At 41.0% G+C, this 26,981-nt stretch carries 25 protein-coding genes; all 25 read left to right on the plus strand.

Features of this window, described 5'->3' with window-relative positions; translation table 11 throughout:
* Nucleotides 1-381 precede the first annotated feature (381 nt).
* The 25 genes from uppS to HUX68_RS03035 all read left to right on the plus strand — a co-directional run bounded on the left by uppS (nucleotide 382) and on the right by HUX68_RS03035 (nucleotide 26,949).
* Entirely contained in the window at nucleotides 382-1,146 is a 765-nt protein-coding gene (gene uppS / locus HUX68_RS02915) for an undecaprenyl pyrophosphate synthase (RefSeq protein ID WP_174613307.1), read from the plus strand.
* 15 nt (nucleotides 1,147-1,161) lie between these two features.
* Nucleotides 1,162-1,965, plus strand: coding sequence for a phosphatidate cytidylyltransferase (locus HUX68_RS02920; protein ID WP_174613309.1), 804 nt, complete (start codon nucleotides 1,162-1,164; stop codon nucleotides 1,963-1,965).
* Between the two features lie 61 nt (nucleotides 1,966-2,026).
* Complete coding sequence (gene rseP / locus HUX68_RS02925) at nucleotides 2,027-3,289, plus strand: RIP metalloprotease RseP (RefSeq protein ID WP_174613311.1); 1,263 nt, start codon at nucleotides 2,027-2,029, stop codon at nucleotides 3,287-3,289.
* A gap of 138 nt (nucleotides 3,290-3,427) precedes the next feature.
* A complete protein-coding gene (locus HUX68_RS02930) occupies nucleotides 3,428-7,723 on the plus strand; it encodes a PolC-type DNA polymerase III (RefSeq protein ID WP_174613313.1) in 4,296 nt (1,431 codons plus the stop codon).
* A gap of 252 nt (nucleotides 7,724-7,975) precedes the next feature.
* Nucleotides 7,976-8,446: a ribosome maturation factor RimP gene (gene rimP, locus HUX68_RS02935; protein WP_174613315.1), complete on the plus strand. Its 471-nt coding sequence runs from the start codon at nucleotides 7,976-7,978 to the stop codon at nucleotides 8,444-8,446.
* Between the two features lie 13 nt (nucleotides 8,447-8,459).
* Complete coding sequence (gene nusA / locus HUX68_RS02940; protein WP_174613317.1) at nucleotides 8,460-9,554, plus strand: transcription termination factor NusA; 1,095 nt, start codon at nucleotides 8,460-8,462, stop codon at nucleotides 9,552-9,554.
* Between the two features lie 7 nt (nucleotides 9,555-9,561).
* A complete protein-coding gene (gene rnpM / locus HUX68_RS02945; RefSeq protein ID WP_174616325.1) occupies nucleotides 9,562-9,840 on the plus strand; it encodes an RNase P modulator RnpM in 279 nt (92 codons plus the stop codon).
* Entirely contained in the window at nucleotides 9,830-10,129 is a 300-nt protein-coding gene (locus tag HUX68_RS02950; protein WP_174613319.1) for a L7Ae/L30e/S12e/Gadd45 family ribosomal protein, read from the plus strand. The genes rnpM and HUX68_RS02950 overlap by 11 nt, the downstream gene beginning before the upstream one ends.
* A 20-nt stretch (nucleotides 10,130-10,149) precedes the next feature.
* On the plus strand, nucleotides 10,150-12,306 hold the full coding sequence (gene infB, locus HUX68_RS02955; protein ID WP_174613320.1) for a translation initiation factor IF-2: 2,157 nt from the start codon (nucleotides 10,150-10,152) through the stop codon (nucleotides 12,304-12,306).
* A complete protein-coding gene (locus HUX68_RS02960; protein ID WP_174613322.1) occupies nucleotides 12,303-12,581 on the plus strand; it encodes a DUF503 domain-containing protein in 279 nt (92 codons plus the stop codon). Before infB ends, HUX68_RS02960 begins: the two co-directional genes overlap by 4 nt.
* 35 nt (nucleotides 12,582-12,616) lie before the next feature.
* Complete coding sequence (gene rbfA, locus HUX68_RS02965) at nucleotides 12,617-12,958, plus strand: 30S ribosome-binding factor RbfA (protein ID WP_174613324.1); 342 nt, start codon at nucleotides 12,617-12,619, stop codon at nucleotides 12,956-12,958.
* Nucleotides 12,959-13,129: 171 nt separating this feature from the next.
* Nucleotides 13,130-14,014: a tRNA pseudouridine(55) synthase TruB gene (gene truB, locus HUX68_RS02970; protein ID WP_174613326.1), complete on the plus strand. Its 885-nt coding sequence runs from the start codon at nucleotides 13,130-13,132 to the stop codon at nucleotides 14,012-14,014.
* Nucleotides 14,015-14,035: 21 nt separating this feature from the next.
* Nucleotides 14,036-14,974 (plus strand): riboflavin biosynthesis protein RibF, encoded by a 939-nt coding sequence (gene ribF / locus HUX68_RS02975; protein ID WP_174613328.1) that lies wholly within the window; start codon nucleotides 14,036-14,038, stop codon nucleotides 14,972-14,974.
* Between the two features lie 149 nt (nucleotides 14,975-15,123).
* Entirely contained in the window at nucleotides 15,124-15,393 is a 270-nt protein-coding gene (gene rpsO, locus HUX68_RS02980) for a 30S ribosomal protein S15 (protein ID WP_174613330.1), read from the plus strand.
* A gap of 215 nt (nucleotides 15,394-15,608) precedes the next feature.
* A complete protein-coding gene (gene pnp, locus HUX68_RS02985; protein WP_174613332.1) occupies nucleotides 15,609-17,723 on the plus strand; it encodes a polyribonucleotide nucleotidyltransferase in 2,115 nt (704 codons plus the stop codon).
* Between the two features lie 672 nt (nucleotides 17,724-18,395).
* Nucleotides 18,396-19,343, plus strand: coding sequence for a polysaccharide deacetylase family protein (locus tag HUX68_RS02990; RefSeq protein ID WP_174613334.1), 948 nt, complete (start codon nucleotides 18,396-18,398; stop codon nucleotides 19,341-19,343).
* Nucleotides 19,344-19,389: 46 nt separating this feature from the next.
* Nucleotides 19,390-20,613 (plus strand): M16 family metallopeptidase, encoded by a 1,224-nt coding sequence (locus HUX68_RS02995; RefSeq protein ID WP_174613336.1) that lies wholly within the window; start codon nucleotides 19,390-19,392, stop codon nucleotides 20,611-20,613.
* A gap of 54 nt (nucleotides 20,614-20,667) precedes the next feature.
* Entirely contained in the window at nucleotides 20,668-20,901 is a 234-nt protein-coding gene (locus HUX68_RS03000) for a YlmC/YmxH family sporulation protein (protein WP_174613338.1), read from the plus strand.
* A 228-nt stretch (nucleotides 20,902-21,129) separates the two neighbouring features.
* Nucleotides 21,130-22,011, plus strand: coding sequence for a dipicolinic acid synthetase subunit A (gene dpaA, locus HUX68_RS03005; protein ID WP_174613340.1), 882 nt, complete (start codon nucleotides 21,130-21,132; stop codon nucleotides 22,009-22,011).
* Between the two features lies 1 nt (nucleotide 22,012).
* The gene (gene dpaB, locus HUX68_RS03010) at nucleotides 22,013-22,618 is read left to right on the plus strand and encodes a dipicolinate synthase subunit B (protein WP_174613342.1); all 606 of its coding nucleotides are present in this window, start codon (nucleotides 22,013-22,015) and stop codon (nucleotides 22,616-22,618) included.
* Nucleotides 22,619-22,654: 36 nt separating this feature from the next.
* Nucleotides 22,655-23,701 (plus strand): aspartate-semialdehyde dehydrogenase, encoded by a 1,047-nt coding sequence (gene asd / locus HUX68_RS03015; protein WP_174613344.1) that lies wholly within the window; start codon nucleotides 22,655-22,657, stop codon nucleotides 23,699-23,701.
* 16 nt (nucleotides 23,702-23,717) lie between these two features.
* Entirely contained in the window at nucleotides 23,718-24,956 is a 1,239-nt protein-coding gene (gene dapG, locus HUX68_RS03020) for an aspartate kinase (protein ID WP_174613346.1), read from the plus strand.
* A gap of 17 nt (nucleotides 24,957-24,973) precedes the next feature.
* Complete coding sequence (dapA, locus tag HUX68_RS03025) at nucleotides 24,974-25,855, plus strand: 4-hydroxy-tetrahydrodipicolinate synthase (protein ID WP_174613348.1); 882 nt, start codon at nucleotides 24,974-24,976, stop codon at nucleotides 25,853-25,855.
* Nucleotides 25,856-26,005: 150 nt separating this feature from the next.
* Nucleotides 26,006-26,740 (plus strand): ClpP family protease, encoded by a 735-nt coding sequence (locus HUX68_RS03030; protein WP_174613350.1) that lies wholly within the window; start codon nucleotides 26,006-26,008, stop codon nucleotides 26,738-26,740.
* The gene (locus tag HUX68_RS03035) at nucleotides 26,737-26,949 is read left to right on the plus strand and encodes a YlzJ-like family protein (protein ID WP_174613352.1); all 213 of its coding nucleotides are present in this window, start codon (nucleotides 26,737-26,739) and stop codon (nucleotides 26,947-26,949) included. The genes HUX68_RS03030 and HUX68_RS03035 overlap by 4 nt, the downstream gene beginning before the upstream one ends.
* Nucleotides 26,950-26,981 lie beyond the last annotated feature (32 nt).

The following is a 26,981-nucleotide window of genomic DNA, read 5'->3' on the forward strand; positions in this document are numbered from 1 at the left end:
ATAAGGGGACTTTTGTTTCATTTTGATCCCTTGGAATTCAAGAAAAGCATCATTTTTTATAACTTCAGAAAGTATAAATTATGGTAGACCTTATAAGAAAATTTTTGGGGTTTAGTATTGTCTTTTCCAGAGTTGATGGAAAATGAGTTTTTCTTGGATTTTAAGGAAATCGTTATAAAAATTTATCCAATATAGTGATATAATAGTATTTCATCATAATAGGATATTAAATAATCGGTTATTTTTCTGCATTTGCAGGTAGTGAACCAAATGTGTTTTTATTGCATGGGGTGATTCGCGATTAAGTTTGCACAAGTTGGATTTTCTCATGATTAGTGATGGATTTTATAAGGATAATCAACCGAAGTCGGAGGACAAACTATGTCATTAAAACTTCCTTTTTTTAAAAATAAACAAAAAGAAAAAGACGACTATCAATTTGATATGGAAAATATTCCGAATCATGTAGCTATCATAATGGATGGGAACGGCCGCTGGGCGAAGAAACGTGGTTTGCCCCGTGTTGCCGGACATAAAGAAGGTATGGATACAGTCAAGAAAATTGTCAAGGTTGCACGCAGGTGCAATGTTCAAATTCTTACACTCTATGCATTTTCCACTGAAAACTGGAAGCGGCCAAGATCAGAAGTGGAGTATCTGATGAGGCTTCCTAAAGAATTTTTACATATATATTTACCTGAATTAATGGATAATAACGTCAAAATTGATACAATCGGTAATTTTGATGGACTTCCTGATTATACGAGGGAGGCGATTCAGTATGCCAAGGAACAGACAAAAGATAATGATGGATTATTATTAAATTTTGCTTTAAACTATGGTAGTAGGTTTGAAATTATGCGTGCCATTAAACAGATTATGGCTGACATTGATTCATCTGAACTTTCCGCTGACGCAGTGGATGAAGATAAATTTTCAGAGTACCTTTATACAAAAGGGTTATCTGATCCTGATTTATTAATCAGAACGAGTGGCGAACAGCGGCTTAGCAACTTTTTGCTCTGGCAGGTGGCGTATTCCGAGTTCTGGTTTACGGATGTGCTGTGGCCTGATTTTTCAGAAGAAATTTTTAGAACAGCCCTCCATGATTATCAGCGGAGAAAGCGACGCTACGGAGGTATTTAAGGTGTTGGAAATAATATGAAACAGCGCGTTATAACAGCAATTTTAGCATTCATCATATTTATACCATTTGTCATTTTTGGCGGCTTGTATTTTGAGCTGTTTGTATATTTTCTTGCAACTCTCGGACTTATTGAATTAATGCGTATGCGGGATATCGGCAAATACTCTGTACCGTCATTTCTTGCTGTAATCCTGCTATGGCTGCTGCTTTTGCAGGAACCGACAGATATTGTTCCGGTAGTATGGTTTACCAAGTCAGAAATCATTATGCTGTTTGTAATGATTTTGCTGTCATATACTGTACTTGTTAAGAATAAGTTTACTTTTGACGATGCAGGTTTCATTCTGCTATCAACCATCTATGTAGGCATGGGTTTTTATTACTTGCTTGCAACCCGGGGCAGCAGCGGGGACTTTGAAGGCCTGATCAATATTTTTTATGTCCTTGTTATCATATGGGTTACGGATACAGGTGCTTATATTGCTGGACGTGCATTTGGAAAGAAAAAACTCTGGCCAATGATCAGTCCCAATAAGACCATTGAAGGTGCTGCCGGTGGAATAGTAGCAGCATGTTTTGCAGGTGTGATATTTCAGGTGATTGAGCCAGTGTCTTACTCAATGATAATTGTTATTCTTGTTACAATCCTCGTCTCTGTTTTCGGACAAATTGGAGATCTCGTGGAATCGGCGTTTAAGCGCCACTACGGTGTAAAGGATTCGGGCGATTTACTGCCGGGGCATGGCGGAATTTTGGACCGGCTGGATAGTTTACTGTTTGTGCTGCCATTATTGCATTTTATTAATTTCTTTTCCTGATTTGTATTTTTCTGTATGATAGAACACAGGATTCCGGATTGACTAAAGGAAGGTGCGTCTGATGACAACTGTAATAGCGTTTATATTTATGTTTGGTTTGCTCGTTTTCATTCACGAACTAGGCCATTTAATCTTTGCGAAGCGTGCCGGAATGTTGGCGCGGGAATTTGCCATCGGATTCGGCCCCAAAGTATTTGCCTTTACCAAAAATGAAACTGTATATACCATTCGACTGCTTCCGATAGGGGGGTATGTTCGGGTTGCCGGTGAAGATCCGGAAATAGTTGAACTGAAACCGGGACAGCACATAGCACTGGAATTTAATGATAGCGGAAAAGTGAATAAAATTATTGTTAATCATAAATCAAAACATCCAAATGCGCGTGTGATGGAAGTTTCGAAAGCCGATTTAGATCATTCTTTAATCATTGAAGGCTATGAAGTTGAAGAAGAAGATCAGCGGTTACGTTTCGACGTTGATCCAAAGGCGTTTTATGTTATGGATGAAAAAGAGACGCAAATTGCCCCATATGACCGGCAGTTCGCCTCGAAAAGTGTCGGAAAGCGGGCAATGCAATTATTTGCGGGTCCGATGATGAATTTTGTGCTGGCGATTATTCTGTTCATCATTATCGGACTGATTCAGGGAGTCCCTACCGAAGAGGCTATTATTGATGAGGCAGTTCCTGATACTCCTGCTGCAGACGCAGGGTTCCAGCACGGTGATGAAGTTGTCAAGGTGGATGGAAATCCGATTTCGACATGGGATGAATTCACTGCAATTATACAGAAAAGTGCGGGAGAAGAACTGAATATGACTGTTGAGCGGTCAGGCGGTGAAACAGCTCAAATTTCGGTGGTTCCTGAAAAACGTGAAGTACAAGGCAGAACATATGGACAACTCGGGGTAACGCATATGTTTGAACAGACTTTTACCGGGTCACTTCAATATGGATTTGTAAAAACGTATGATACCACCAAGCTCATTCTGACTAACTTGGGAATGCTGGTAACAGGTCAGTTATCAATTGAAACGTTATCAGGTCCAGTCGGTATTTATGATGCAACTGACAGGTTTGTGGAAGCAGGATTCTTTACCTTCCTGATGTGGACAGCCGTTTTGAGTGTTAACCTTGGGATTGTAAACCTTGTACCACTTCCGGCACTTGATGGGGGCAGGCTGTTGTTCGTTGGAATTGAGGCTGTACGTGGAAAGCCGATCGATCCGCAAAAAGAAGGCATGGTGCATTTTGTAGGCTTTGCACTCTTAATGCTTCTGATGATAGTTGTCACCTGGAACGATATCCAACGGTTATTTTTATAACATCAAGATAAATAGTGGTAAAAAAAGTTGTTTCATATACGGTGTAAAAATACAGAACCCTTGTCTCTTATATAAATGGCAAGGGTTCTACATACTTTTAAACAGGTATTTACCTGAAATTGCCAGGAGGAAATGGTAATGGATATTTCTAAAAAAGAGAAAATGCAACTGCTGCTGAAGCAATTGAATATAGTTGATAATGAGGTACTTGATCACTTTTTCGACAGTGAACTGATTAAACTGGAAGTACATAAACAATCAAAGACATGGCATTTTCATGTGATGGTAAACAGGCTTTTGCCTATAGAAACATATACATTGCTTTCCACAAAACTGAAAGAAACCTTTGCACAATTTGCCAACGCTGTTGAACTGACATTGTATACAAACGATAAGAAAAGTGATAATGGCATAATTTGTGATTACTGGAATTTATTTTTGCAAAATATCTCTAATTTATCACCGGCATATAAAGATGTCGTGCATAATCAGGTTCCGCAAATAAACAATAATAATCTTATGTTAACTGCGAGGAATGAGGCTGAAGGCAGAGCGTTAAAAAGGCGTTTGGAAAAGGAATTTCAACTATTCTGTAATAAAATCGGTGCACCTGAATTTTCTATAAAGGTGGATGTTAAGCCCGAGCTGGCAGATATCGAAAAGTTCCGGGAGCAAAAGGCACTTGAGGATCAGCAGCTTGTCCAAAAAACGGTTATGGAAAAAGAAAAACGTGATAAGGAAAAGCTGAATAAAGAACAAAATAAGCCGCTGATGCTTGGTTATAAAATTCAGGATGAACCGATCCATATGGAAGAAATACAGGATGAGGAGCGTCGGGTAACTGTACAAGGCTATGTATTCTCCTCAGAAATACGACAACTTCGATCAGGCAGGAGTTTGTTGATAGCCAAAGCAACCGACTATACGGACTCACTGCAGATTAAGATGTTTTCCAAAGGCGATGATGATGCTGAGAAATTTGAAAAGTTGAAAACGGGGATGTGGATTAAGGCGCGGGGAAGTATTCAAACAGATATGTACACAAATGAGCTGGCGATGATGGCTAATGACATTCATGAAGTCAAGATGGAAGTGAGGCAGGATACCGCTCCTGAGGACCAGAAACGGGTGGAGTTACATGCTCATACGACCATGAGTCAAATGGATGCAGTTGTTTCACCAGCAGCTTTAATTGAAAAGGCGGCATCCTGGGGTCATAAAGCTGTTGCCATTACGGATCATGCAGGTTTACAGGGTTACCCCGAAGCGCATGCTGCAGGAGAAAAGCATGGTGTTAAAGTACTATACGGGGTTGAGGCAAATCTGGTTGATGATGGTGTACCGATTGCCTATAATGAAGCAGAAATGGAGCTTGAGGATAGTACTTACGTTGTATTTGACGTGGAAACGACAGGCTTGTCAGCAGTATATGATACGATTATTGAACTGGCCGGAGTAAAAATTCGTCAGGGTGAAATTGTTGACCGGTTTGAAGCGTTTGCCAACCCGCATCACCCGTTGTCACAAACCACGATTGATTTGACTGGAATAACGGATGACATGGTGAAAGATGCTCCGGAAATCGACGAAGTTTTGAAAGACTTTTACGAATGGATGGACGACAGCATTCTGGTAGCGCACAACGCCAGCTTTGACATAGGTTTTTTAAACCAGGGGTTCAGCAGAATTGACTATGAAAAAGTAAAAAACCCGGTTATTGATACACTTGAACTTGCCAGATTTCTGTTTCCGGAATTAAAAAATCATCGTTTGAATACGATGTGTAAGCATCTGGATGTTGAATTGACCCAACATCACCGGGCAATTTACGATGCGGAAGCTACTGGTTATTTGCTTTGGAAAATGGTGAAGGGTCTGTTGCAAAAGGAAATTACGAATCATATTCACTTAAACGATCACATGGGAGTGGGTAATGCATACCAGCGATCACGTCCTTTTCACTGCACACTTCTTGCCAAATCGCAGGATGGTCTAAAAAACCTGTATAAACTGGTCTCCCATGCACATATTGATTATTTTTATCGTGTACCTCGTGTCCCACGGTCTCTTCTTCAGAAATACAGAGAAGGTATTCTGGTTGGGTCGGGATGTGACAAAGGTGAAGTCTTTGAAACGATGATGCAAAAGTCAGCTGATGAGGCAGAAAAGGCAGCGGAATTTTATGATTTTATTGAAGTGCAGCCACCATCTAATTATGTGCATCTCGTTGAAAAAGATCTCGTGCAGAATGAAGCGCAGATTCTTGATATATTAACAAAGCTCACAGATCTTGGCGAACGGATGAATAAGACAGTTGTTGCAACCGGTAATGTTCATTACATCGAGGAACATGATAAATTGTATCGGCAAATATTGATTTCTTCCCAGGCAGGTAATCCATTAAATCGGCAGACACTGCCAAATACGCCATTTCGGACTACCAATGAAATGCTCGAGTGTTTCAGCTTCCTGGGCGAGGACAAAGCGAATGAAATTGTGGTAACGAATCCTAATACGATTGCAGATAACATTGAAGAAATCTCGCCTGTGAAAGACGGACTGTACACACCAACAATTGAGGGTGCCGATGAAGAAATGCGTAGTCTTTGCTATTCGCGTGCCAAGCATATTTATGGCGAACCTGTTCCAGATATCGTAACAGACCGTCTTGAGAAAGAGCTGTCAAGTATCATTGGGCATGGTTTTTCGGTAATCTATTTGATTTCTCACAAACTCGTAAAAAAATCACTTGATGACGGATACCTGGTAGGTTCTCGGGGGTCGGTAGGGTCTTCATTGGTCGCAACGATGTCGGAAATAACTGAAGTTAATCCGCTGCCGCCACATTATGTGTGCTCTGAATGCCGTCATCATGAGTTTATTACGGATGGTTCTGTCGGCAGCGGTTTTGACCTGCCTGAGAAGGAATGCTCGAATTGTCATATACCACTGACCAAAGATGGACAGGACATTCCGTTTGAAACATTCCTAGGGTTTAAAGGTGATAAGGTTCCCGATATTGATCTTAATTTTTCCGGTGAATATCAGCCAAGGGCGCATAATTATACGAAGGAATTATTTGGTGAAGATAATGTTTATCGTGCGGGTACAATTGGTACAATTGCCGAAAAGACAGCATACGGGTATGTGAAAGGCTATGCTTCCGATAAACAGCTTGTTTATAAAAATGCAGAAGTGGACAGACTTGTGCAAGGTTGTACTGGTGTAAAACGGACAACCGGTCAGCATCCGGGAGGTATTATTGTTGTACCTGAAGATAAGGAAATATTTGATTTTACCCCAATTCAGTTCCCGGCAGATGATCGGAAGAGTGAATGGCGGACAACGCATTTTGATTTCCACTCCATTCATGATAACCTTCTGAAGTTGGATATCCTCGGACATGATGATCCAACTGTTATCCGAATGCTGCAGGATCTGAGTGGGATTGATCCGAAAACTATTCCGACAGATGATGCGGAAGTTATGAAAATCTTTTCAGGAACCGAATCAATCGGGGTTTCTCCTGAACAGATCAATTGTACAACAGGAACATTGGGCGTACCTGAATTCGGGACTAAATTTGTCCGGCAGATGCTTGAGGATACGAAACCATCCACATTTGCAGAATTAGTGATTATTTCCGGATTGTCCCATGGTACCGATGTATGGCTTGGCAATGCACAGGAATTAATTAACGATGGTATTTGTGAGCTGCCGGATGTTATTGGCTGCCGTGATGATATCATGGTCTATTTAATGCACAAAGGATTGGAATCCCCACTTGCCTTTAAAATTATGGAGTTTGTCCGAAAAGGAAGAGGGCTGCAGGACGAATGGATTAATGAAATGAAAAAGCATGGTGTACCGGACTGGTATATTGAGTCATGTAAAAAGATTAAATACATGTTTCCAAAAGCACACGCAGCTGCATATGTACTTATGGCAGTCCGCATCGCATACTTTAAAGTGCATTATCCTATCTACTTTTATGCTGCATATTTTTCGGTTCGGGCTGGTGATTTTGAGCTGGATACAATGTGTAAAGGAGCAGATGCGATACGGAACCGGATTGAAGGGATAACTGCTAAAGGGAATGATGCATCACCGAAAGAAAAAAGTCTTTCCACAGTATTGGAAGTGGCATTGGAGATGTGTGAGCGTGGCTATTCATTTCAAAAGGTGGACCTGTATAAATCGAAGGCTTCTGAATTCATTGTTGAGGGAGATACGTTGATACCGCCATTTGATGCAGTAGATGGTCTTGGTACAAATGCTGCCATTAATATCGTTAAGGTAAGGGAAGATGGTGAGTTTCTCTCCAAGGAGGATTTGCGCCAACGGAGCAGAATTTCTAAAACGGTACTGGAATATCTGGACAATCACGGATGTTTGGAAGGTATGGCGGAGAAAAATCAATTATCACTGTTTTAGCCAGAAACATAGGCTATCGCAGTTGCATGAGCAGCATTAATGTGATATAGTTTTTATTGGTAAGTAATGATACGAACGGTTAAAGGAGTGGGTGAAGCCCACTCCTTCTTCATACTGCTATCTTTGAACTAATCCTCCCTTGCCACCTTTTCGGCAGGGGTTTTGTATTAAAAAAGCTGGTTTGCAAATGAAAAAGAGTATGATGGTTCATAATAAGAAAAGTACACAATTGAATAGAAGGAGGGTTATTTCTTGAGTTCAAGCGTTATCAGCATAACTGAAAATTTTGTGCAACCTATTTTGCAGGAACAAAACCTGGAATTGGTTGATATCGAATATGTAAAAGAGGGAAAGAATTGGTTTCTCCGAGTTTACATAGATAAGGAAGGCGGAGTGGACATTGCAGAATGTGGTTCAGTATCCGAGCAATTGAGCGAAAAACTTGATGAATCAGATCCAATCAAAGAAGCCTATTTTCTTGAGGTATCATCACCAGGTGTTGAACGCCCATTGAAAACAAAAGCAGACTTTGAAAAAAATACAGGCAATAATGTCTTTTTGAAACTATATGCACCGATAGATGGTGAAAAAGAGTATGAAGGAACACTGGAAGAATTCACGAATGACTTTGCTGTAGTATCCTATATGGTGAAAACCCGTAAAAAATTGGTGGAAATTCCGTTCGATAAAATTGCTAAAGCACGATTGGCAGTTAAGTTATAAAGGGGGAATAAAAGTGAACAGTCAGTTGTTTGAAGCGATTGATTATTTGGAAAAAGAAAAAGGGATTGATAAAGACATTCTTTTGGAAACATTGGAAGCAGCTTTGATATCCGCCTATAAGAAAAACTTTAAATCTGCTACGAATGTACGGATCGATATTAATGAGGAATCAGGTTCGATGCGGGTGCTGTCTCGTAAAACCATTGTTGAAGAAGTAGAAGATGTTCAGGAGGAAATTTCGCTTGCTGAAGCAGAGAAAATCGATCCGAATTATGAGGTGGACGATGTTATCGAAGTCGAAGTTACACCAAAAGATTTTGGACGAATTGCTGCCCAGGCGGCTAAACAGGTTGTTACACAACGGGTCAGGGAAGCAGAACGCGGCGTTATTTTCAGTGAATATGCCGATCGTGAAGAAGATGTTATGACGGGTATCATCCAGCGTAAAGATCCGAAGTTTGTTTATGTAAACTTAGGTAAAATTGAAGCTAAGTTAGCGGAATCCGAACAAATGCCTACGGAAGAATATTATGTACATGACCGTTTGAAGGTTTTTGTTACTAAAGTTGAAAATACAGGTAAGGGACCGCAAATCTATATTTCCAGATCACACCCCGGTTTGCTGAAGCGCCTATTTGAGATGGAAGTTCCGGAAATTTACAATGGAACTGTTGAAATTAAATCCGTTGCACGCGAAGCAGGTGACCGCTCGAAGATCTCCGTACATGCGGATGATCCTGAGTTGGATGCGGTTGGTTCTTGTGTAGGACAGCGGGGACAGCGTGTTCAGGTTATCGTGAATGAATTAAAAGGTGAGAAAATTGATGTGGTTGAATGGTCAGAGGATCCGGTGGAGTACGTATCCAATGCACTCAGTCCGTCAAAAGTGGTCGAAGTACTGGTTAATGAAGAAGAAAAAGCAACCACTGTCATTGTGCCGGATTACCAGTTATCACTTGCTATTGGTAAACGTGGACAAAATGCAAGGCTTGCAGCGAAGCTTACCGGGTGGAAAATTGATATAAAAAGTGAATCAGAAGCCCGTGAAGAAGGACTTTTAACTGAAACTGACACCTATTCAGAAACCGGGGAAGATTTGTTCGAATAAGGGAGGTCTGGCCGTGAAAAAAAAGAAAGTACCTGAAAGAAAGTGTATTGTTACGAATGAGATGAAGCCTAAAAAGGACTTGATTCGTATTGTCCGAAACAAAGACGGAGAGGTCTTTGTGGACCCAACCGGAAAGAAAAACGGTCGCGGAGCATATCTATCCAACGATAAAAGCGTCATTGAAAAGGCTAGAAAAACCGGTATATTAAGCAGACAGCTTAATGTGGAAATCGACATCGCTATTTTTGATGAACTTATGAAAATAGTTGAAGAAAATGAAAAATAGTTATTTGAGCTTATTAGGGTTGGCATACAGGGCAGGTAAATGCTCGCTAGGTGAAGAAACCATCGTGAAGGATATCAGGCAGAAACGGGCAAAACTGGTTTTGCTTGCGAATGATATTGGACCGCAGACCCGCAAAAAAATGACGGACAAATGTAAAACGAATGATATACCATTTATAATAGCTGATGATAGAGAAACATTATCAAACGCTGTAGGAAAATCCCATAGAGTAGCTATTGCCATTTTAGATGCAGGATTTGCCGCTAAGATCAAATCGCTGCTCGGGTAATTAATTTCGGGGGTGAACGTATGACGAAAATGCGCGTATATGAATATGCCAAGAAGAATAAAGCAGCAAGTAAAGAAGTAATTAACTATTTAAAAGAGTTAAATATTGAAGTGTCCAATCATATGTCGACGATTTCAGATGATACAATAGTAAAATTGGATAAGAAATTTGCACCAAAGCAGGAGACAAAGGAAGAATCCGCTGGCGAAAAAAACGGGAATCCGGGAAAGAAAAAAACAGGTTCCCATAATAGGCCAAATCAAAAACAGGATAATAAACGAAAGCCTCCCCATAAGCAGCAAAACAAGCAGCAAAAAGGGAAACAGAACAAGCATCAGAAACAAAATAATAAACAGCATCATGGCAAAAAGGGCCGAGGTAAGCCTGCACAACAACAGCAGCAAAAACCGGTTGTGAAGGAAACACCAAAACAGATTAAGTACAGTGACACATTAACTGTTAGTGACCTCGCTCAGAAACTAAATAAAGATACGTCAGAAATCATTAAGAAGCTTATGTTTTTAGGTGTTATGGCCACCAAAAACCAGGATCTTGATGATGATGCTGTAGAACTGATTTGTACAGAGTACAATGTTGAAGTGGAAAAGGAAATCATCTTGGAGGATACTGATTTTGATAAGTATCTGGAAGAAGACAAGGAAGCAGATCTTGTGGAGCGTCCTGCAGTAGTAACAATTATGGGACATGTTGACCATGGTAAAACAACGCTATTGGATGCAATCCGCCACACAAAGGTACAGGAAGGTGAAGCGGGCGGAATCACCCAGCATATTGGTGCGTATCAGGTGGAAAATGACGGTAGAAAAATTACTTTCCTTGACACACCTGGGCATGCCGCGTTTACCAGTATGCGTTCTCGTGGAGCGCAAATAACTGATATTGCTGTTTTGGTTGTTGCTGCTGATGATGGTGTGATGCCGCAGACTGTGGAAGCAATCAACCATGCCAAGGCTGCTGAGGTTCCAATCATTGTAGCTGTTAACAAAATGGATAAGGAAGGCGCTAATCCAGACCGTGTGATGCAGGAATTGACGGAATATGAACTGATTCCGGAAGCATGGGGAGGCAAAACGATTTTTGTGAACCTGTCTGCTGTTAAATACGAGGGAATTGATGATTTGCTGGAAATGCTCTTACTTGTTTCTGAAGTGGAAGAACTGAAAGCAAATCCGAATAAAAATGCGTTCGGTACGGTAATTGATGCCCAGCTTGATAAAGGTAAAGGTTCAGTTGCTTCACTTCTTGTCCAAAGCGGTACGCTGCATGTTGGCGATTCGCTTGTTGTTGGTAACACTTATGGACGGGTTCGTGCAATGGTAAGTGATATTGGTCATCGCGTAAAAGAGGCGGGCCCATCCACACCTGTTGAAATTACTGGCCTTAATGATGTGCCACAGGCAGGCGACCAGTTCCTTGTTTTCAGTGATGAGAAAAAATCCCGCTCCATTGGGGAAGCCCGTCATCAGAAATATATTCAGGAAAACCGGACGGAGCAGACTAAAGTGAGCCTGGATGACCTGTTTGAACAAATTAAGCAAGGTGAAATGAAAGAAATTAATATTATTATCAAGGCGGATGTACAAGGCTCGGCCGAGGCAATGGCTTCTTCTCTTAGAAAAATTGACGTGGAAGGCGTTAAGATTAAGATCATTCATACTGGTGTTGGTGCGATCACCGAATCAGATATTATTCTCGCATCCGCTTCCAATGCAATTGTAGTAGGGTTTAATGTACGCCCTGATGCCAATGCGAAAAAAGCTGCGGAATCTGAAAAAGTCGATGTCCGTCTTCACCGCGTTATTTACAAAGTAATTGAAGAAATTGAATCAGCTATGAAAGGACTGCTGGATCCGGAATACGAGGAAAAAGTAATTGGTCAGGCTGAGGTCAGGGAAACATTTAAGGTTTCCAGAATCGGCACAATTGCCGGAAGCTATGTAACAGATGGTAAGGTAACACGTGATTCCGGCGTTCGTTTGATTCGCGATGGCGTCGTACAATTTGAAGGTGAAATTGCTGATTTGAAACGATTTAAAGATGATGTTAAAGAAGTTGCAAAGAATTATGAGTGTGGCATCACAATCAAGAACTTCAATGACATTAAAGAAGGCGATACAATCGAAGCGTTTATTATGCAGGAAATTGAACGGAAATGATTTTGTACGCTGAGGTCGAGTTCATGCTGTATGAGGGGCATTCGCTCAAACAAAAACGCTCTGTTATAAAACGGTTGATGGCAAAATTGCATAACGAGCTGAATGTTGCTGTTACCGAATTGGATTACCACGATCTGTGGCAGCGAACAAAACTTGGTGTTGTTACGGTTTCCAATGATCTTACACATGTTGAGCAGATTATGCAGGAGGTATTCCGAATTATGGATACCTTCACCGAACTTGAGCGTACTATAACGAATGTGGAACGGTTATAATAAGGAAAGCACCATTTTTATTGAGGTGATGATATATGGGTGACTTACGTGCAAATCGAGTTGCAGAACAAATGAAAAAAGAAATGGGTGATCTCATCAGCAAGAAAATCAAGGATCCCCGTGTCGGATTTGTCACTGTCACTGATGTTGAGGTAACAGGTGACCTGCAACAGGCAAAAGTATTTATTTCAGTGCTTGGTGATGAGCAGGAGAAACACGATACACTCGTCGGGCTCGCTAAAGCAAAAGGTTTTATCCGTTCAGAAATCGGCAAACGGATCCGGTTGCGTAAAACACCTGAAATTACGTTTGAATTTGATGAAGCGCTCGAACACGGAAATCGTATCGAAAAGATTTTAAGGGATTTGAACAATTAGAATTAGCATGTGTGTATGAAGAAATCTGGCCCGCGGGTCAGATTTTTCCATGGCAGATAAAGAAAGTTAAAACTTTCATGCTGCATAAGTGGAGCTAAGGCTGTCACCTAAAAGATTGGTGGCGACCAAGTTTTCTAATATTTCATCGTACATAGTTTGGGAGTGGTTCAATTGAAGGGAATATTGCCTTTATGGAAACCAAAAGGAATGACTTCGCATGATTGTGTAGCCAAAGTACGGAAATTGTTTTATACAAAAAAAGTCGGGCATACGGGAACGCTTGATCCGGAAGTTGAAGGGGTCCTGCCTATCTGCATTGGACAGGCTACTAAAATCGTTCCGTTTTTAACCGACACGACGAAGACATATAAAGCTGTAGTTTCGCTTGGTACAGCAACAGACACCGAAGATGCACAAGGCAGCATTATCGAGAAAAAGGCTGTTGGGATATCTCTTTCTAAACAGATTCTTGAAAACGTGTTACAATTATTTTTGGGTGAAATTGAGCAAATTCCCCCTATGTATTCAGCAGTAAAGGTTAATGGTAAAAAATTATACGAATATGCTCGGGCTAATGAAGATGTTGAACGTCCGGTGCGGAATGTAACCATTCATAAACTTGATCTGCTGGATTTTGATAATGATCAACATAGATTTACGATACAGGTTGTTTGTTCGAAAGGAACATATATCCGGACCCTTTGTGTGGATATAGGAAGAAGCTTAGGTTATCCGGCGCATATGTCCTATTTGGTCCGCACCGAAACCGGTTCTATTATGCAGAAAGACACTGTAAGTTTTAATGAGCTTGAACAGGCAGGAGAAAGACAACAGATGCTGTTGCCGGTTTCAACAGGACTGAAACATTTGGATGTTCTTGAAGTTGATGAAAATATGAAAATGAAAGTGAAAAACGGACAGAAGCTCGCTTTACCGGAAAAACAACTTCAAACAGATCCGTTTACTGTAATGTTTCAAGATGATGTATTAGCAATTTATCAAATTCACCCGGATAAACCGAATTGTATAAAGCCAGTACGGGTTTTTAATGAATGAATAAAGTGTAGGTGAAAAGCATTGCGAACGATAGAATTAAGTTATCCGCATACATTGGAACTGGAGAATCTTCCTGAAACTGTCGCCGCGGTTGGTTTTTTTGACGGGATACATAAAGGTCATCAGGAAGTAATTCAAACCGCAGTTGATAAAGCAAGAAAAAATGACATGGAAAGTGCTGTTATAACATTTCATCCACATCCATCGGTTGTTTTGAAAAAAGATGCAGCACATGTCAGGTATATTACACCCATAAAAGAAAAGAAGGAAATTCTCCAACAAATGGATGTGGATCGGCTTTATATTATAACGTTCAATAAAGAATTGGCTTCCCTTGAACCCCAGCAGTTTATTGATCATTTTATCATCGGATTAAAAATAAAGCATCTTGTCGCAGGTTTTGATTTTTCCTATGGCCATAAAGGAAAAGGGAACATGAAAGAGGTTGGGAATCATACCCGGGGCGAGTTTGAATACACGACGATCAGCAAGGTTGATATGCATGATCAAAAAGTAAGTTCAACCAGAATTAGAGAATTGCTGCGGGACGGTAAAGTTGAAACAGCCAATAAACTGCTTGGTCGTCCATTGAATATTCAGGGAATTGTCATCGATGGCGAAAAGAGAGGCCGGTCTATTGGTTACCCAACAGCCAATATTCAGATTGACCCGGATGCACTGCTTCCTAAAACGGGTGTATATGCAGTGAAGGTGCAGTATAAAAAGGAGCTGTATGAGGGAATGGCGAGTCTCGGCTATAACCCGACATTTGACGGGAAACTTGATGAACCAAGTGCTGAGGTGAACATTTTTGATTACAATAACGACTTGTACGGTGAAGAATTAATCATGGAATGGCATAAATTTATCCGGGATGAGGAAAAATTTGATAGTGTGGATGAACTGATTGAGCAGATAGAAGATGATGAGCGGGTCATTCGCCAATATTTTTCAAACTGAGGTAGCAATTCCAGTTCTAATTAAATTATGGCTTGCATTTTGGCTAAAAAAGATGTAACCTTAAAAAGTAGAACCATCGCTTGGCATATCGTGACTCCGACGTTTGCTGGGGGAATGGGGATGAAATTAAAATAATGGAGGTGAGCCAATTGGCTATCACAAAAGATCGTAAAAATGAAATTATCAGCGAATACAAGGTTCATGAAAATGATACTGGTTCCCCAGAAGTGCAAATTGCTGTACTGACGGAAGAAATCACTACATTAAATGGACATTTGCGTGTTCACAAAAAAGATCATCATTCACGCCGTGGTCTTTTGAAAATGGTTGGTAAACGTCGTAACTTGCTTAATTACCTTCGTAAGAAAGATGTTACACGCTATCGCGAACTAATTAAAAAACTTGGCCTACGCCGATAAGTATTTTAAAAAAAGCAGGAGCAATCCTGCTTTTTTTATAACGTCTGAAATTATAAATGATGGTAGACCTTATAAGAAAAACTTCGGCACTCGCTATAAGACGGGCGAATGCCGAGTTTTTTCTAATACTTATACCACTTATAAAAATTTACATTTATCCGCATTAACTATAAAATGAAAGATAGAATGTTTTCTTGAAAGGAGTACTATTACTAATGACAGATGAAAATCAGGTGTTCTCCACGGAAATTGCCGGCAGAAAATTCACCGTTGAAACTGGAGAACTTGCAAAACAAGCGAATGGTGCATGTATGATACGGTATGGGGATACCTCCGTATTATCTGTTGCCACCGCATCCAAAGAACCAAAGGATTTACCATTTTTTCCATTAACTGTTAATTACCAGGAACGTCTTTATGCAGTTGGAAAAATTCCTGGTGGTTTCATTAAAAGGGAAGGACGTCCAAGTGAGAAAGCAACATTGACGTCTCGATTAATCGACCGTCCAATCAGACCGCTTTTTCCCGATGGTTACCGAAATGAAGTACAGGTTATCAGTACTGTTATGAGTGTGGAACAGGATTGTTCTTCGGAAATTGCTGCAATGATCGGTTCATCGATTGCATTGAGCATTTCCGATATCCCATTTTCTGAACCGATTGCCGGAGTTGATGTCGGTCGGGTTGATGGAAAGTTTGTAATCAATCCAACGATTGACCAGCGGGAAAAAAGTGATATTGATTTGACTGTTGCGGGCACCAAAGCAGCCATTAACATGGTTGAAGCAGGGGCAAATGAAGTACCTGAAGAAGTTATGCTTGAAGCAATTATGTTTGGACATCAGGAAATTGTCCGACTTGTTGAGTTTCAGGAAAAAATTATTGATGCTGCAGGCATCGAAAAAATTGAACCGGAAATCGCTGAAACAGATGGGGCGCTCGTCGCAAAAGTTGAAGCAGAAGCAAAAGAGAAGTTACACGAAGCGATTCAAGTACAGGAAAAGCATGCAAGAGAAGAAGCAATCGATGCTGTGAAAGAAGCAGTGGTTGCCGGTTATGAAGACGAAGAAGAAGATGTAGTGAAAGATGTGAAATCAACGCTGGATAAAATGGTGAAGGAAGAAGTGCGTCGCTTAATCACAAAAGAGAAAGTACGTCCGGATGGTCGTAAAATTGATGAAATTCGTCCACTGTCTTCTAAAATTGGAGTTCTGCCAAGAACGCACGGTTCAGGGTTATTCACACGTGGACAAACCCAGGCATTAAGTGTATGTACCCTCGGTGCATTAGGGGATGTTCAAATTTTGGATGGGCTGGATCTTGAAGAGTCAAAACGGTTTATGCACCATTATAATTTCCCGCAATACAGTGTTGGGGAAACAGGACCAATCAGAGGGCCAGGGCGCCGTGAAATTGGACATGGTGCATTGGGAGAACGAGCGCTGGAAAAAGTTGTTCCTTCAGATAAGGAATTTCCATATACGATTCGTCTTGTTTCGGAAGTATTAGAGTCAAACGGTTCCACATCACAGGCAAGTATTTGTGCAAGTACATTGGCGATGATGGATGCAGGTATTCCAATTAAAGCACCCGTAGCAGGTATTGCAATGGGACTTGTGAAATCAGGTGATGATTATACCATTTTATCTGATATTCAGGGAATGGAAGATGCGCTTGGCGATATGGACTTTAAAGTAGCCGGTACAGCTGAGGGTGTTACAGCACTGCAAATGGACATTAAAATCGACGGTCTATCCAAAGAAATTTTGGAAGAAGCATTGTCACAGGCTAAAAAAGGCCGTATGCACATTTTAGATTCCATGCTTGCGACCATTAACAAGCCAAAAGAGGAATTATCTGAATATGCACCGAAAATCCTGACAATGGAAATTAATCCGGATAAAATCCGCGATGTCATTGGACCAAGCGGTAAACAAATCAATCAGATTATTGATGAGACCGGCGTAAAAATTGATATTGAACAGGATGGCAGTGTATTTATTTCGTCAACAGATGCAACAATGAATAATAAGGCAAAACAAATTATTGAAGATCTTGTACGGGAAGTGGAAGTTGGACAGACTTATCTGGGAACTGTCAAACGCATTGAGAAATTTGGTGCATTTGTCGAGATATTTAAAGGAAAAGATGGTCTAGTGCATATCTCTGAACTGGCTGAGGAGCGAACCAACAAAGTTGAGGATGTCGTTTCAATTGGTGATGAGATCATGGTTAAAGTGAAGGAAATTGACAGGCAGGGCCGTGTTAATCTCTCACGCAAAGCTGTATTGAAAGAGGAAAAGGAAAAGAAGGAAAAATCAAGCATGTAACATAAGCAACACGACAAGAAGCTGGTACCCCAGTTTCTTTTTTATGTTTAGGTTTTTTCGTAAATTATATTTCTTAACCCCGTAGTGGAACAAAACTGCGACATAAACTGCTGGAATGAGTTCTATAATTACATCCATCTCTCGCCCTGCCGTCCGGGATCGCTCCGGGCGGATGCTTTCCGCGGGCACGGCCTCAGCCTCCTCGAGAAAACCACTCTGCGGGGTCTTCGGACACGTGCTGTTCCCGCAGGAGTCACCGCCCTCCGCTCACCCGGACTAGTGTAGTGGTATCATTCGTTTTTCTATAACGATTTCGATTCCAGCAAAGAGTGCCTAGACTCCGTAGCGCGACAGCGCAAGGAGGCTCATCAGCCGCCCACGGAAAAGAAGACACTGCGAAAGCTTGCTTGAGCAGGTCGCGCTTATGCTCGAAAGTGAAAGCGACGTGTATTTCCGCAGCGGTGGTAGAACATCATACTATGTCGCAGTTTATGGATTTTGTGTCAGTGTAAAATTAAAAATTCAAAACAGCCTTTGTGTAGGACTGATTATTATTGATACGATACATGTATTCTCTTGATAACGGTACTGACGTTCATTTTGAATGGGAAGCGTCATTTTTTAACATAACCTGTCCATATTCCTCATATGGATAAATGAGGGGGGATTCGGATGTATCGTTATCGATCTGTGATACATATCTGTGTGTTTGTATTTATCGTTTTAATTGCGTTCAATGATCAATATAATCCATTTGTTATGAATGAGGCGGAAACCTTTTCAGACGCTGTAACTAAGACAGAGGATCCGCTTTATGAAGAAATAAAATCGAAACGTTCCAAGTTCAGTAAATCCCCGATCAATGCCTATATCGACAAAGTCTGGAAAAAGACTCCGGGACTAAATGGGATTCATGTCAATGTCGATAAATCATACGAACAAATGAAAGAATCTGGAGAGTTTGACAAAACGTTGCTGGTGTATGAGCAGATCCCTCCAAAAGTTACATTGGATGAGCTTCCACCTGCCCCCATATACCGGGGTAATCCAAAAAAGAAAATGGTTTCCTTCTTAATAAATGTGTCGTGGGGGGCCGAACACATTCCCGAGATTCTGACGATTTTAAAAAAACATAACGTCGACGCAACTTTTTTTATTGAAGGAAAATGGGCACAGGCAAATTCTGATTATGTCAAAATGATTGATGAACAAGGTCATGTGATCGGAAATCACGCTTATAACCACCCGGATATGGAAAACCTTTCAAAAAATGCAATTGCTGAACAAATGAAACGCACCAATGAGATACTGACAGCAATCACTGGAAAAACACCGGATTGGTTTGCACCACCTAGTGGCAGTTTTAATGATCAGGTTGTCAAAACAGCAGATATGTTAAATATGAAAACAATTCTTTGGACGGTAGACACGATTGATTGGAAGAATCCTACAGTATCTGTTATGATGAATCGAGTAATGAATGACCTTCACCCTGGTGCAACAGTTTTAATGCATCCGACACCGTCTATTGTTAATGGATTGGGTAATTTGATAAAAAATATTAAGGATCGGGGTTACCGGATAGGCACGATTTCGACTTTATTAAGTGCAAAAAGATAAAGGGTAGAAAATTCCCGTTATCGAAATGATATAGGAGGATTTTGTTTTGGTAGAAAAGCATACATGTAATAACGGACTTCGTATTGTCCAGGAGAAGATTCCTGCAGTACGGTCGGTGACCATTGGAGTCTGGGTTTTAACCGGTTCCAGAAACGAGACGAAAGAAAATAACGGCATTTCCCATTTTTTAGAGCATATGTTTTTTAAAGGAACAAAAACAAGGTCTGCGCAGGATATTGCGGAAGCATTTGATGCCATTGGCGGACAAGTAAATGCTTTCACTTCAAAAGAATATACGTGTTTTTATGCAAAAGTGATTGATACGCATAAGGAATATGCGCTGGAAATTTTGGCGGATATGTTCTTTAATTCTTCTTTTGATGAAGAAGAAATGGAACGCGAGAAAAAGGTTGTGCTGGAAGAAATAAAAATGTACGAGGATACTCCCGATGACATTGTTCACGATTTGCTGGCTGCAGCAGCCTATGGTGATCATCCACTGGGTTATCCGATACTAGGAACAGAGAAACAGCTGCAATCATTTAAGCCTGAAACATTGCGTACATATATTAAAAATCGCTATACACCAAAAAATGTTGTTGTATCTGTTGCAGGTAATGTGGATGATTTATTCATCAGCACCGTAGAAGGCTACTTCGGCAATTATTACGGGGAAGAAGATCAGGCGGTTCTGGAAAAACCCTCGTTTCTTGCTAATGATATTGAACGCAATAAGGATACGGAACAGGCTCATTTGTGCCTTGGTTTCAACGGGTTCGCCGTGGACGATGAGGATATTTACAGTCTCATTATCATGAACAATGTTCTTGGAGGAAGTATGAGTTCCAGACTTTTTCAGGAAGTTAGAGAGAAACAGGGCTTAGCATATGCTGTGTTCTCATATCATTCTTCATTCCTGGATAATGGAATGCTGACGATCTATGCCGGGACCGGAAATGAACAATTGCCAGTATTACGGGATACGATTCAAGCAACGATGGATTCGTTAATTAAAGATGGATTAACTGACAAAGAACTAAAGAACAGCAAAGAACAGCTCAAAGGAAATTTGATGCTCAGCCTGGAAAGTACAAGCAGCCGAATGAGCAGAAATGGCAGAAATGAATTGCTTCTTAAACGCCATCGTACACTGGATGAAATGGTTGACGAGATTGACCGGGTCAATCATGAAAAAATCCATCGTGTGATTGAATCCATTTTTAATCAAAACACATCAAGCGCATTGATAGCACCGAAACAACAGGCATAGAATTCTTTTCACTGCATATATTCAGTAGTAGCCATGGAACTTGGAGGGGAATGTATGCGGTATAAGGACATAAGCGGAAAAGAAATTGTGAATGTAAACCAGGGATCAAGGCTTGGTATTTTAGGGCAAACCGACCTGGAGATTAATGAAAAAACCGGACAGATCGAATCATTTATTATCCCTAATTACAAATGGTTCGGATTGAAAAAAGAAGGGGAAGAGACGAAAATAAAGTGGCGTTCCATTAAAAAAATAGGGGACGACATGATTATGATTGAATTTGACTAACTTCATATACACGATGGCCGGTATCATTTTACAATGGTGCCGGTTTTTTTGCGTGTTAAGAAATCGCATATACATGACTGTTTCGTCTGAGCAAAGAGGTAAATCTGAAAAAGTTATGTTAAGCAGACAATCAGGCCGTCACAAAAACTCCTAATCACTAACACGGGAAAGCTACATAAACTATACAGAAATCAAATACGGGCAATTGTCTGGAGGTATGTAATAACGATGAGTCAATCGATTGCTGTAATCGGCGGAGATGCACGATATCTGGAGTTGCTGCGTCAATTGCAGACCATGACTGATACCACTATTTATTTAGTAGGGTTTGATAACTTGGAACAAGGATTTACAGGGCTGAAACAAACTGACTTTTTCGATCTGGAACCGGAAAAGCTGGATGCTGTTGTATTACCAATAACCGGAACGGATGATGAAGGGTATGTAGAAGCAGCCTTTTCTGATCAAAAAATACAGTTAACAAAAGAATGGTTTGGCGCATTAGATAAATCGGCGTTGATTTTTACAGGAATTTCAAAGAAGTACCTTACAACTGTAACAACTGATTTAAATCTTACACTCATCCCGCTGTTTGACAGGGATGACGTGGCAATCTACAATTCCATTCCGACCGCGGAAGGTACAATAATGATGGTGATTGAACATACGGATTACACCATTCATTCATCAAGGGTAATTGTTGTCGGCTTTGGAAGGGTTGGAAATACAGTGGCCAATAAATTTGCAGCGCTCGGGGCAAAAGTATCTGTTTGTGCACAAAGCATCAAAGATCTGGCAAGAATTACGGAAATGGGACTCACTGCTATACCACTGGATGAATTGGAAAAACATACAAGTGAGAGTGATCTTCTCATCAATACCATTCCGGCAAATGTGGTTCGGAAGGATTCCATCCAGAATCTGCCACCACATGCATTCATTATCGATTTAGCATCTAAGCCCGGTGGTACAGATTTTGATTATGCAAAACAAAGAGGTATTAAGGCAATTCTGGCCCGCAGTCTTCCCGGTATTGTGGCACCAAAAACATCCGGAAAGATTTTGGCAGATGTTATCAAACAATTCCTTATAAAAGAAGGGAGAAAGTAACATGAAATTAAAAGGTAAGCGAATTGGATTTGGTCTGACAGGATCGCACTGTACTTATGATCAGGTTTTTCCGCAGCTGGAGCGGCTGATGGATGAAGGGGCCGAAGTGGTACCGATTGTTACGTATACGGTTCGGACCACCGACACAAAGTTCGGAAATGCGAAGGATCATGTTGCAAAAATTGAGTCCATTACTGGAAAAAAAGTCATTACAACAATGCCTGAAGCAGAGCCGTTAGGACCTAAATATCCACTGGACTGTATGGTAATAGCTCCATTAACCGGAAATTCACTTAGCAAGATGGCTAATGCGCTAACCGATTCCCCGGTATTAATGGCAGCGAAGGCAACGATGCGGAACCAGGGCCCTGTGGTTTTGGGAATTTCAACCAATGATGCACTTGGATTAAATGGTGTAAATCTGATGCGTCTAATGGCAAGCAAATATATTTATTTTATTCCATTCGGTCAGGATGATCCAATTAAAAAACCGAATTCGCTCGTTGCCGATATGGATTCGCTTGTAAAAACGGTAGAAACTGCTCTTCATCATGAACAGCTTCAGCCTGTTATTATTCCTCATGAATATGATAGTATGGTAACATGAGTATAATCTATTATTAGGAAATGAGGGGTTAACTTAATGGGTAACAACAATGGATATAATTTAGCGGTAGTCGGTGCAACCGGCGCCGTAGGGCAAAAAATCATTCAACTATTGGAAAAAAAGGATTTGCCGATAAATGATTTGAAACTTTTATCATCAGAAAGATCCGCCGGTAAAAAAATAGTTTTTAAGAATCGTGAAATAACGGTGGAAGCAGCCGAACCGGACAGCTTTAAAGATGTCGATATTGCGTTATTTTCTGCTGGCGGTTCTATCTCCAAAAAACTGGCACCGGAGGCGGTGAAACGCGGTACAGTAGTTGTCGATAACACAAGTGCTTATCGTATGGATGAAGATGTTCCACTGGTAGTTCCGGAAGTAAATGTGGATGATATTAAAAAGCACAACGGCATTATTGCCAATCCGAACTGCTCAACAATTCAGATGGTTGCAGCACTGAAGCCGCTGCATGAAGCGTATGGTTTGTCACGGATTATTGTTTCAACCTATCAAGCTGTTTCCGGAGCTGGCAATAGTGCAAATGAAGAGCTGGAAAATCAGACGAAACAATTTTTGAACAATGAAGAGATGAAGGCGGAATTGCTTCCTGTCAAAGGTGATAAGAAACATTATCCAATTGCCTTTAATGCTCTTCCGCAAATAGATGTGTTTCAGGAAAACGGGTATACTTTCGAAGAGATGAAAATGATTAATGAATCCAAAAAAATATTGCACTTGCCGGAATTACCGGTATCTGCAACATGTGTGCGTCTGCCATTTTTCCAATCACACGCCGAAAGTGTGTATGTTGACGTTGATAAAAATGGATTATCAGCAAGTGATCTGCAGGATGTTTTGCGAAAAGCAGAAGGCATTATCTTAGAGGATGACCCTGCTAATCAAGTTTATCCGACACCACTAAGTGCAATGAATAAAGAAGAAGTGTTTGTCGGCCGTATCCGTAAAGATCTGGACCATGATAATGGTTTCCATTTATGGATTGTATCTGATAATCTGATTAAGGGTGCTGCCTGGAATACCATCCAGATTGCAGAACGCTTAATTGACAATAAATGGCTTTAGAAATTGAGGTGTTAGTATGCAGATACTGGTCCAAAAATTTGGGGGAACTTCCGTTCAAACGGAAGAAAACCGTAACCATGTTATCAATCATATAAAAAATGCACTTGTGCAGGATTATAAAGTAGTAGTTGTTGTATCTGCATTGGGACGTAAGCCTGATCCATATGCAACAGACACATTGCTTGAACTTATTGATTTTCCTTCCAATCAGAATGCGAAGCGGGAAGTTGATCTGCTGATGTCGTGTGGAGAAACAATTGCATCTGTAGTAATGTCCAATGAGCTGCAAAAAAAGCACATCCAGGCAACAGCTTTAACCGGAGCGCAGGCAGGATTTATTACAAATGAAGATTTTAATCAGGCAAAAATAAAAGAAGTGAAAACGGATCGGATAATGAGGGAACTTGAGCAAAATGATGTTGTGGTAGTTGCCGGATTTCAGGGACAGACTGCTTCCGGTGAAATTACTACGATCGGCCGGGGAGGCAGTGATACAACGGCAGCTGCGTTGGGTGCTGCGCTTACTGCTGAGCGCATTGAAATCTTTACCGATGTAAATGGGATTATGACAGCAGATCCGCGAGTAGTATCTTCAGCGCGCGCATTGGATGTAGTGACGTATACTGAAATATGTAATTTGGCGTATCAAGGTGCAAAGGTCATTCATCCGCGGGCAGTGGAGATTGCGATGCAGGCTAAAATCCCTATCCGTGTCCGTTCCACTTATATGCAGGATGAGGGCACACTGGTAACTGCTTCACGTGTTGAGGAGGCAGGTAAGGATATTACCGACCGGATGATAACCGGGATTGCGCATATGTCCGCGATTACACAAATTAAGATACACACAAAAGAAGAGGCACATCGCCTGCAGTCTGAAGTATTTAAGGCGATGGCAGAAGCAGGAATATCCGTCGATTTTATTAATATTTCACCGACAGGGGTTATTTACACTGTTCCGGAAGCTCATACTCAAAAGGCACTGCACATACTGGAGACACTTGGTTTTCAGCCGGAAATCACCGAGAAATGTGCAAAGGTATCAGCTGTAGGAGCCGGAATGACAGGCGTACCCGGGGTTGCATCAAGAATTGTTCAGTCACTGACTAATGCCGGAGTGCAAATATTGCAATCGGCTGACAGTCATACGACGATATGGGTGCTTATCAATGAAAAGGACTTGAGTGCAGCTGTCAATGCACTTCATGATGTTTTCCAATTAAGCGGCGTCAATGACGAGTATCCTATTACTTAAGAGAAGGGTGTAAAGACATGAATTTTGGAAATGTCCTGACAGCAATGGTTACCCCATTTGATGAAAGTGGAAAGGTGGATCTTCAGAAGACTACCGGACTTATTGAGCATCTTCTGGAAAACGGCAGTGATGGCCTGGTCATTGCCGGTACAACAGGGGAGTCCCCAACATTGACCAAAGAGGAAAAAATCTCCCTATTAAAGCAAACTGTTAAAACTGTTAATAAACGTGTTCCAGTAATTGCTGGTACCGGAAGCAATAATACCGCTGCATCCATTTCTTTTACAAGAGAAGCTGAAACAAGTGGAGCAGATGCAATCATGCTAGTTGTTCCATATTATAATAAACCCAGTCAACGGGGGCTTTATGAACATTTCTCCGCAATTGCGAATGCAACTAAGTTACCGGTGATGCTGTATAATATTCCCGGCAGGTCAGTTGTAAAAATGGAGGCAAATACAATTGTTCAGCTGAGTAAAGTGAAAAATATTGTATCTGTTAAAGAAGCAAGCGGGGATCTTGATTTAATTTCAGAAGTAATTGAACGCACGGGTGATGATTTCAGTGTGTACTCAGGGGAGGACAGTGTGACATTACCGTTACTCGCTCTCGGTGGTGACGGTGTTGTCTCCGTAGCTTCCCATGTTATTGGTAACGAGATACAGAAAATGGTTACCGCATTTAAAAGCGGCAAAGTATCCGATGCCGGCAATCTGCACCGGAAGCTTCTCCCTGTTATGAACGGCTTATTTGCTGCACCGTCACCATCCCCGGTAAAAGCTGCCTTGCGGATGAAAGGTATCGATACAGGCAGTGTTCGGATGCCATTACTCGAGTTGACCGATACAGAAAAACAGGTGTTGAAGGAAACGTTAAACCTTGTCTCTGTTACACAATAGTGTTGCTTTTATATTAACAGTATCAAAGAAAAAGTATTATCATTAAAAATACCGGCTAAGATGCCGGTATTTTTATGCATTTATTCGCATGAAACACTCCGGGTTAGATAATACTAAAGGTATGACTTTATTAGAAAAGGAGTGTTCTGCATGGATAAAGAACCATCAAAAAAGGACGACCAGAATCAGGGTGACCAGAATAACCAATCCTCACTCGTTCAAAAAATTCAGCAGCTGGGTCAATCCAATGTCCCACAAGCACCGGATTCTAACATTCATGTATTATCGATAATAGGTCAAGTGGAAGGTCATGTCCAGCTGCCGCCGCAAAACAAAACAACGAAATATGAACATTTGCTTCCGCAGCTTATTGCAATTGAACAAAACCCCAAGATAGAAGGTGTTGTTGTATTATTAAATACAGTCGGTGGCGATGTGGAAGCTGGTCTGGCTTTATCTGAAATGATTGCCTCGATTTCCAAGCCAACCGTGTCTATTGTTCTTGGGGGCGGGCATTCAATCGGAGTGCCGATTGCTGTTGCGACAGATTATTCTTTTATCGCTCCGACCGCAACGATGATTATCCATCCAATACGGCTGACCGGAATGGTTATCGGAGTTCCGCAAACATTTGAATACCTGGAAAAAATGCAGGACAGGGTCATTGATTTTGTTGTACAGCATTCAAATATTAAAGAGGAAAAATTTAAGGAGCTCATGTTTGCAAGGGGCAATCTGACACGTGATATTGGTTCGAATGTCGTTGGTGAAAATGCGGTGGAATACGGACTAATTGACGGGGTTGGCGGCGTTCAAAAAGCAATGCAGAAAGTCAATGAGCTTATTGACAAGAATAAAGGTAACGAGGAACAGGTGGTTCAATGATTTTGTATACGCCTTTAGCCAACTCGGACATATTTCCTGCAGAAAATGACGTGCTTGCAAAACGGCATTGTGTATCATATCAGGATAAGCAGTTTTATGTGGAAGAAACCAATAAAGGTGACTATCAAGTGTTGCAACTGTTGTCTACTGACCCGCAAGACTTCTTAAGACAGGAATTTAATCCCGGTACAATTTTAAAGGAACATTAATCAAATGGCTTGATTTGTGCTATAATGGAACT

The organism is Virgibacillus ihumii (assembly GCF_902726655.1).
Taxonomy (GTDB): domain Bacteria; phylum Bacillota; class Bacilli; order Bacillales; family Amphibacillaceae; genus Lentibacillus; species Lentibacillus ihumii.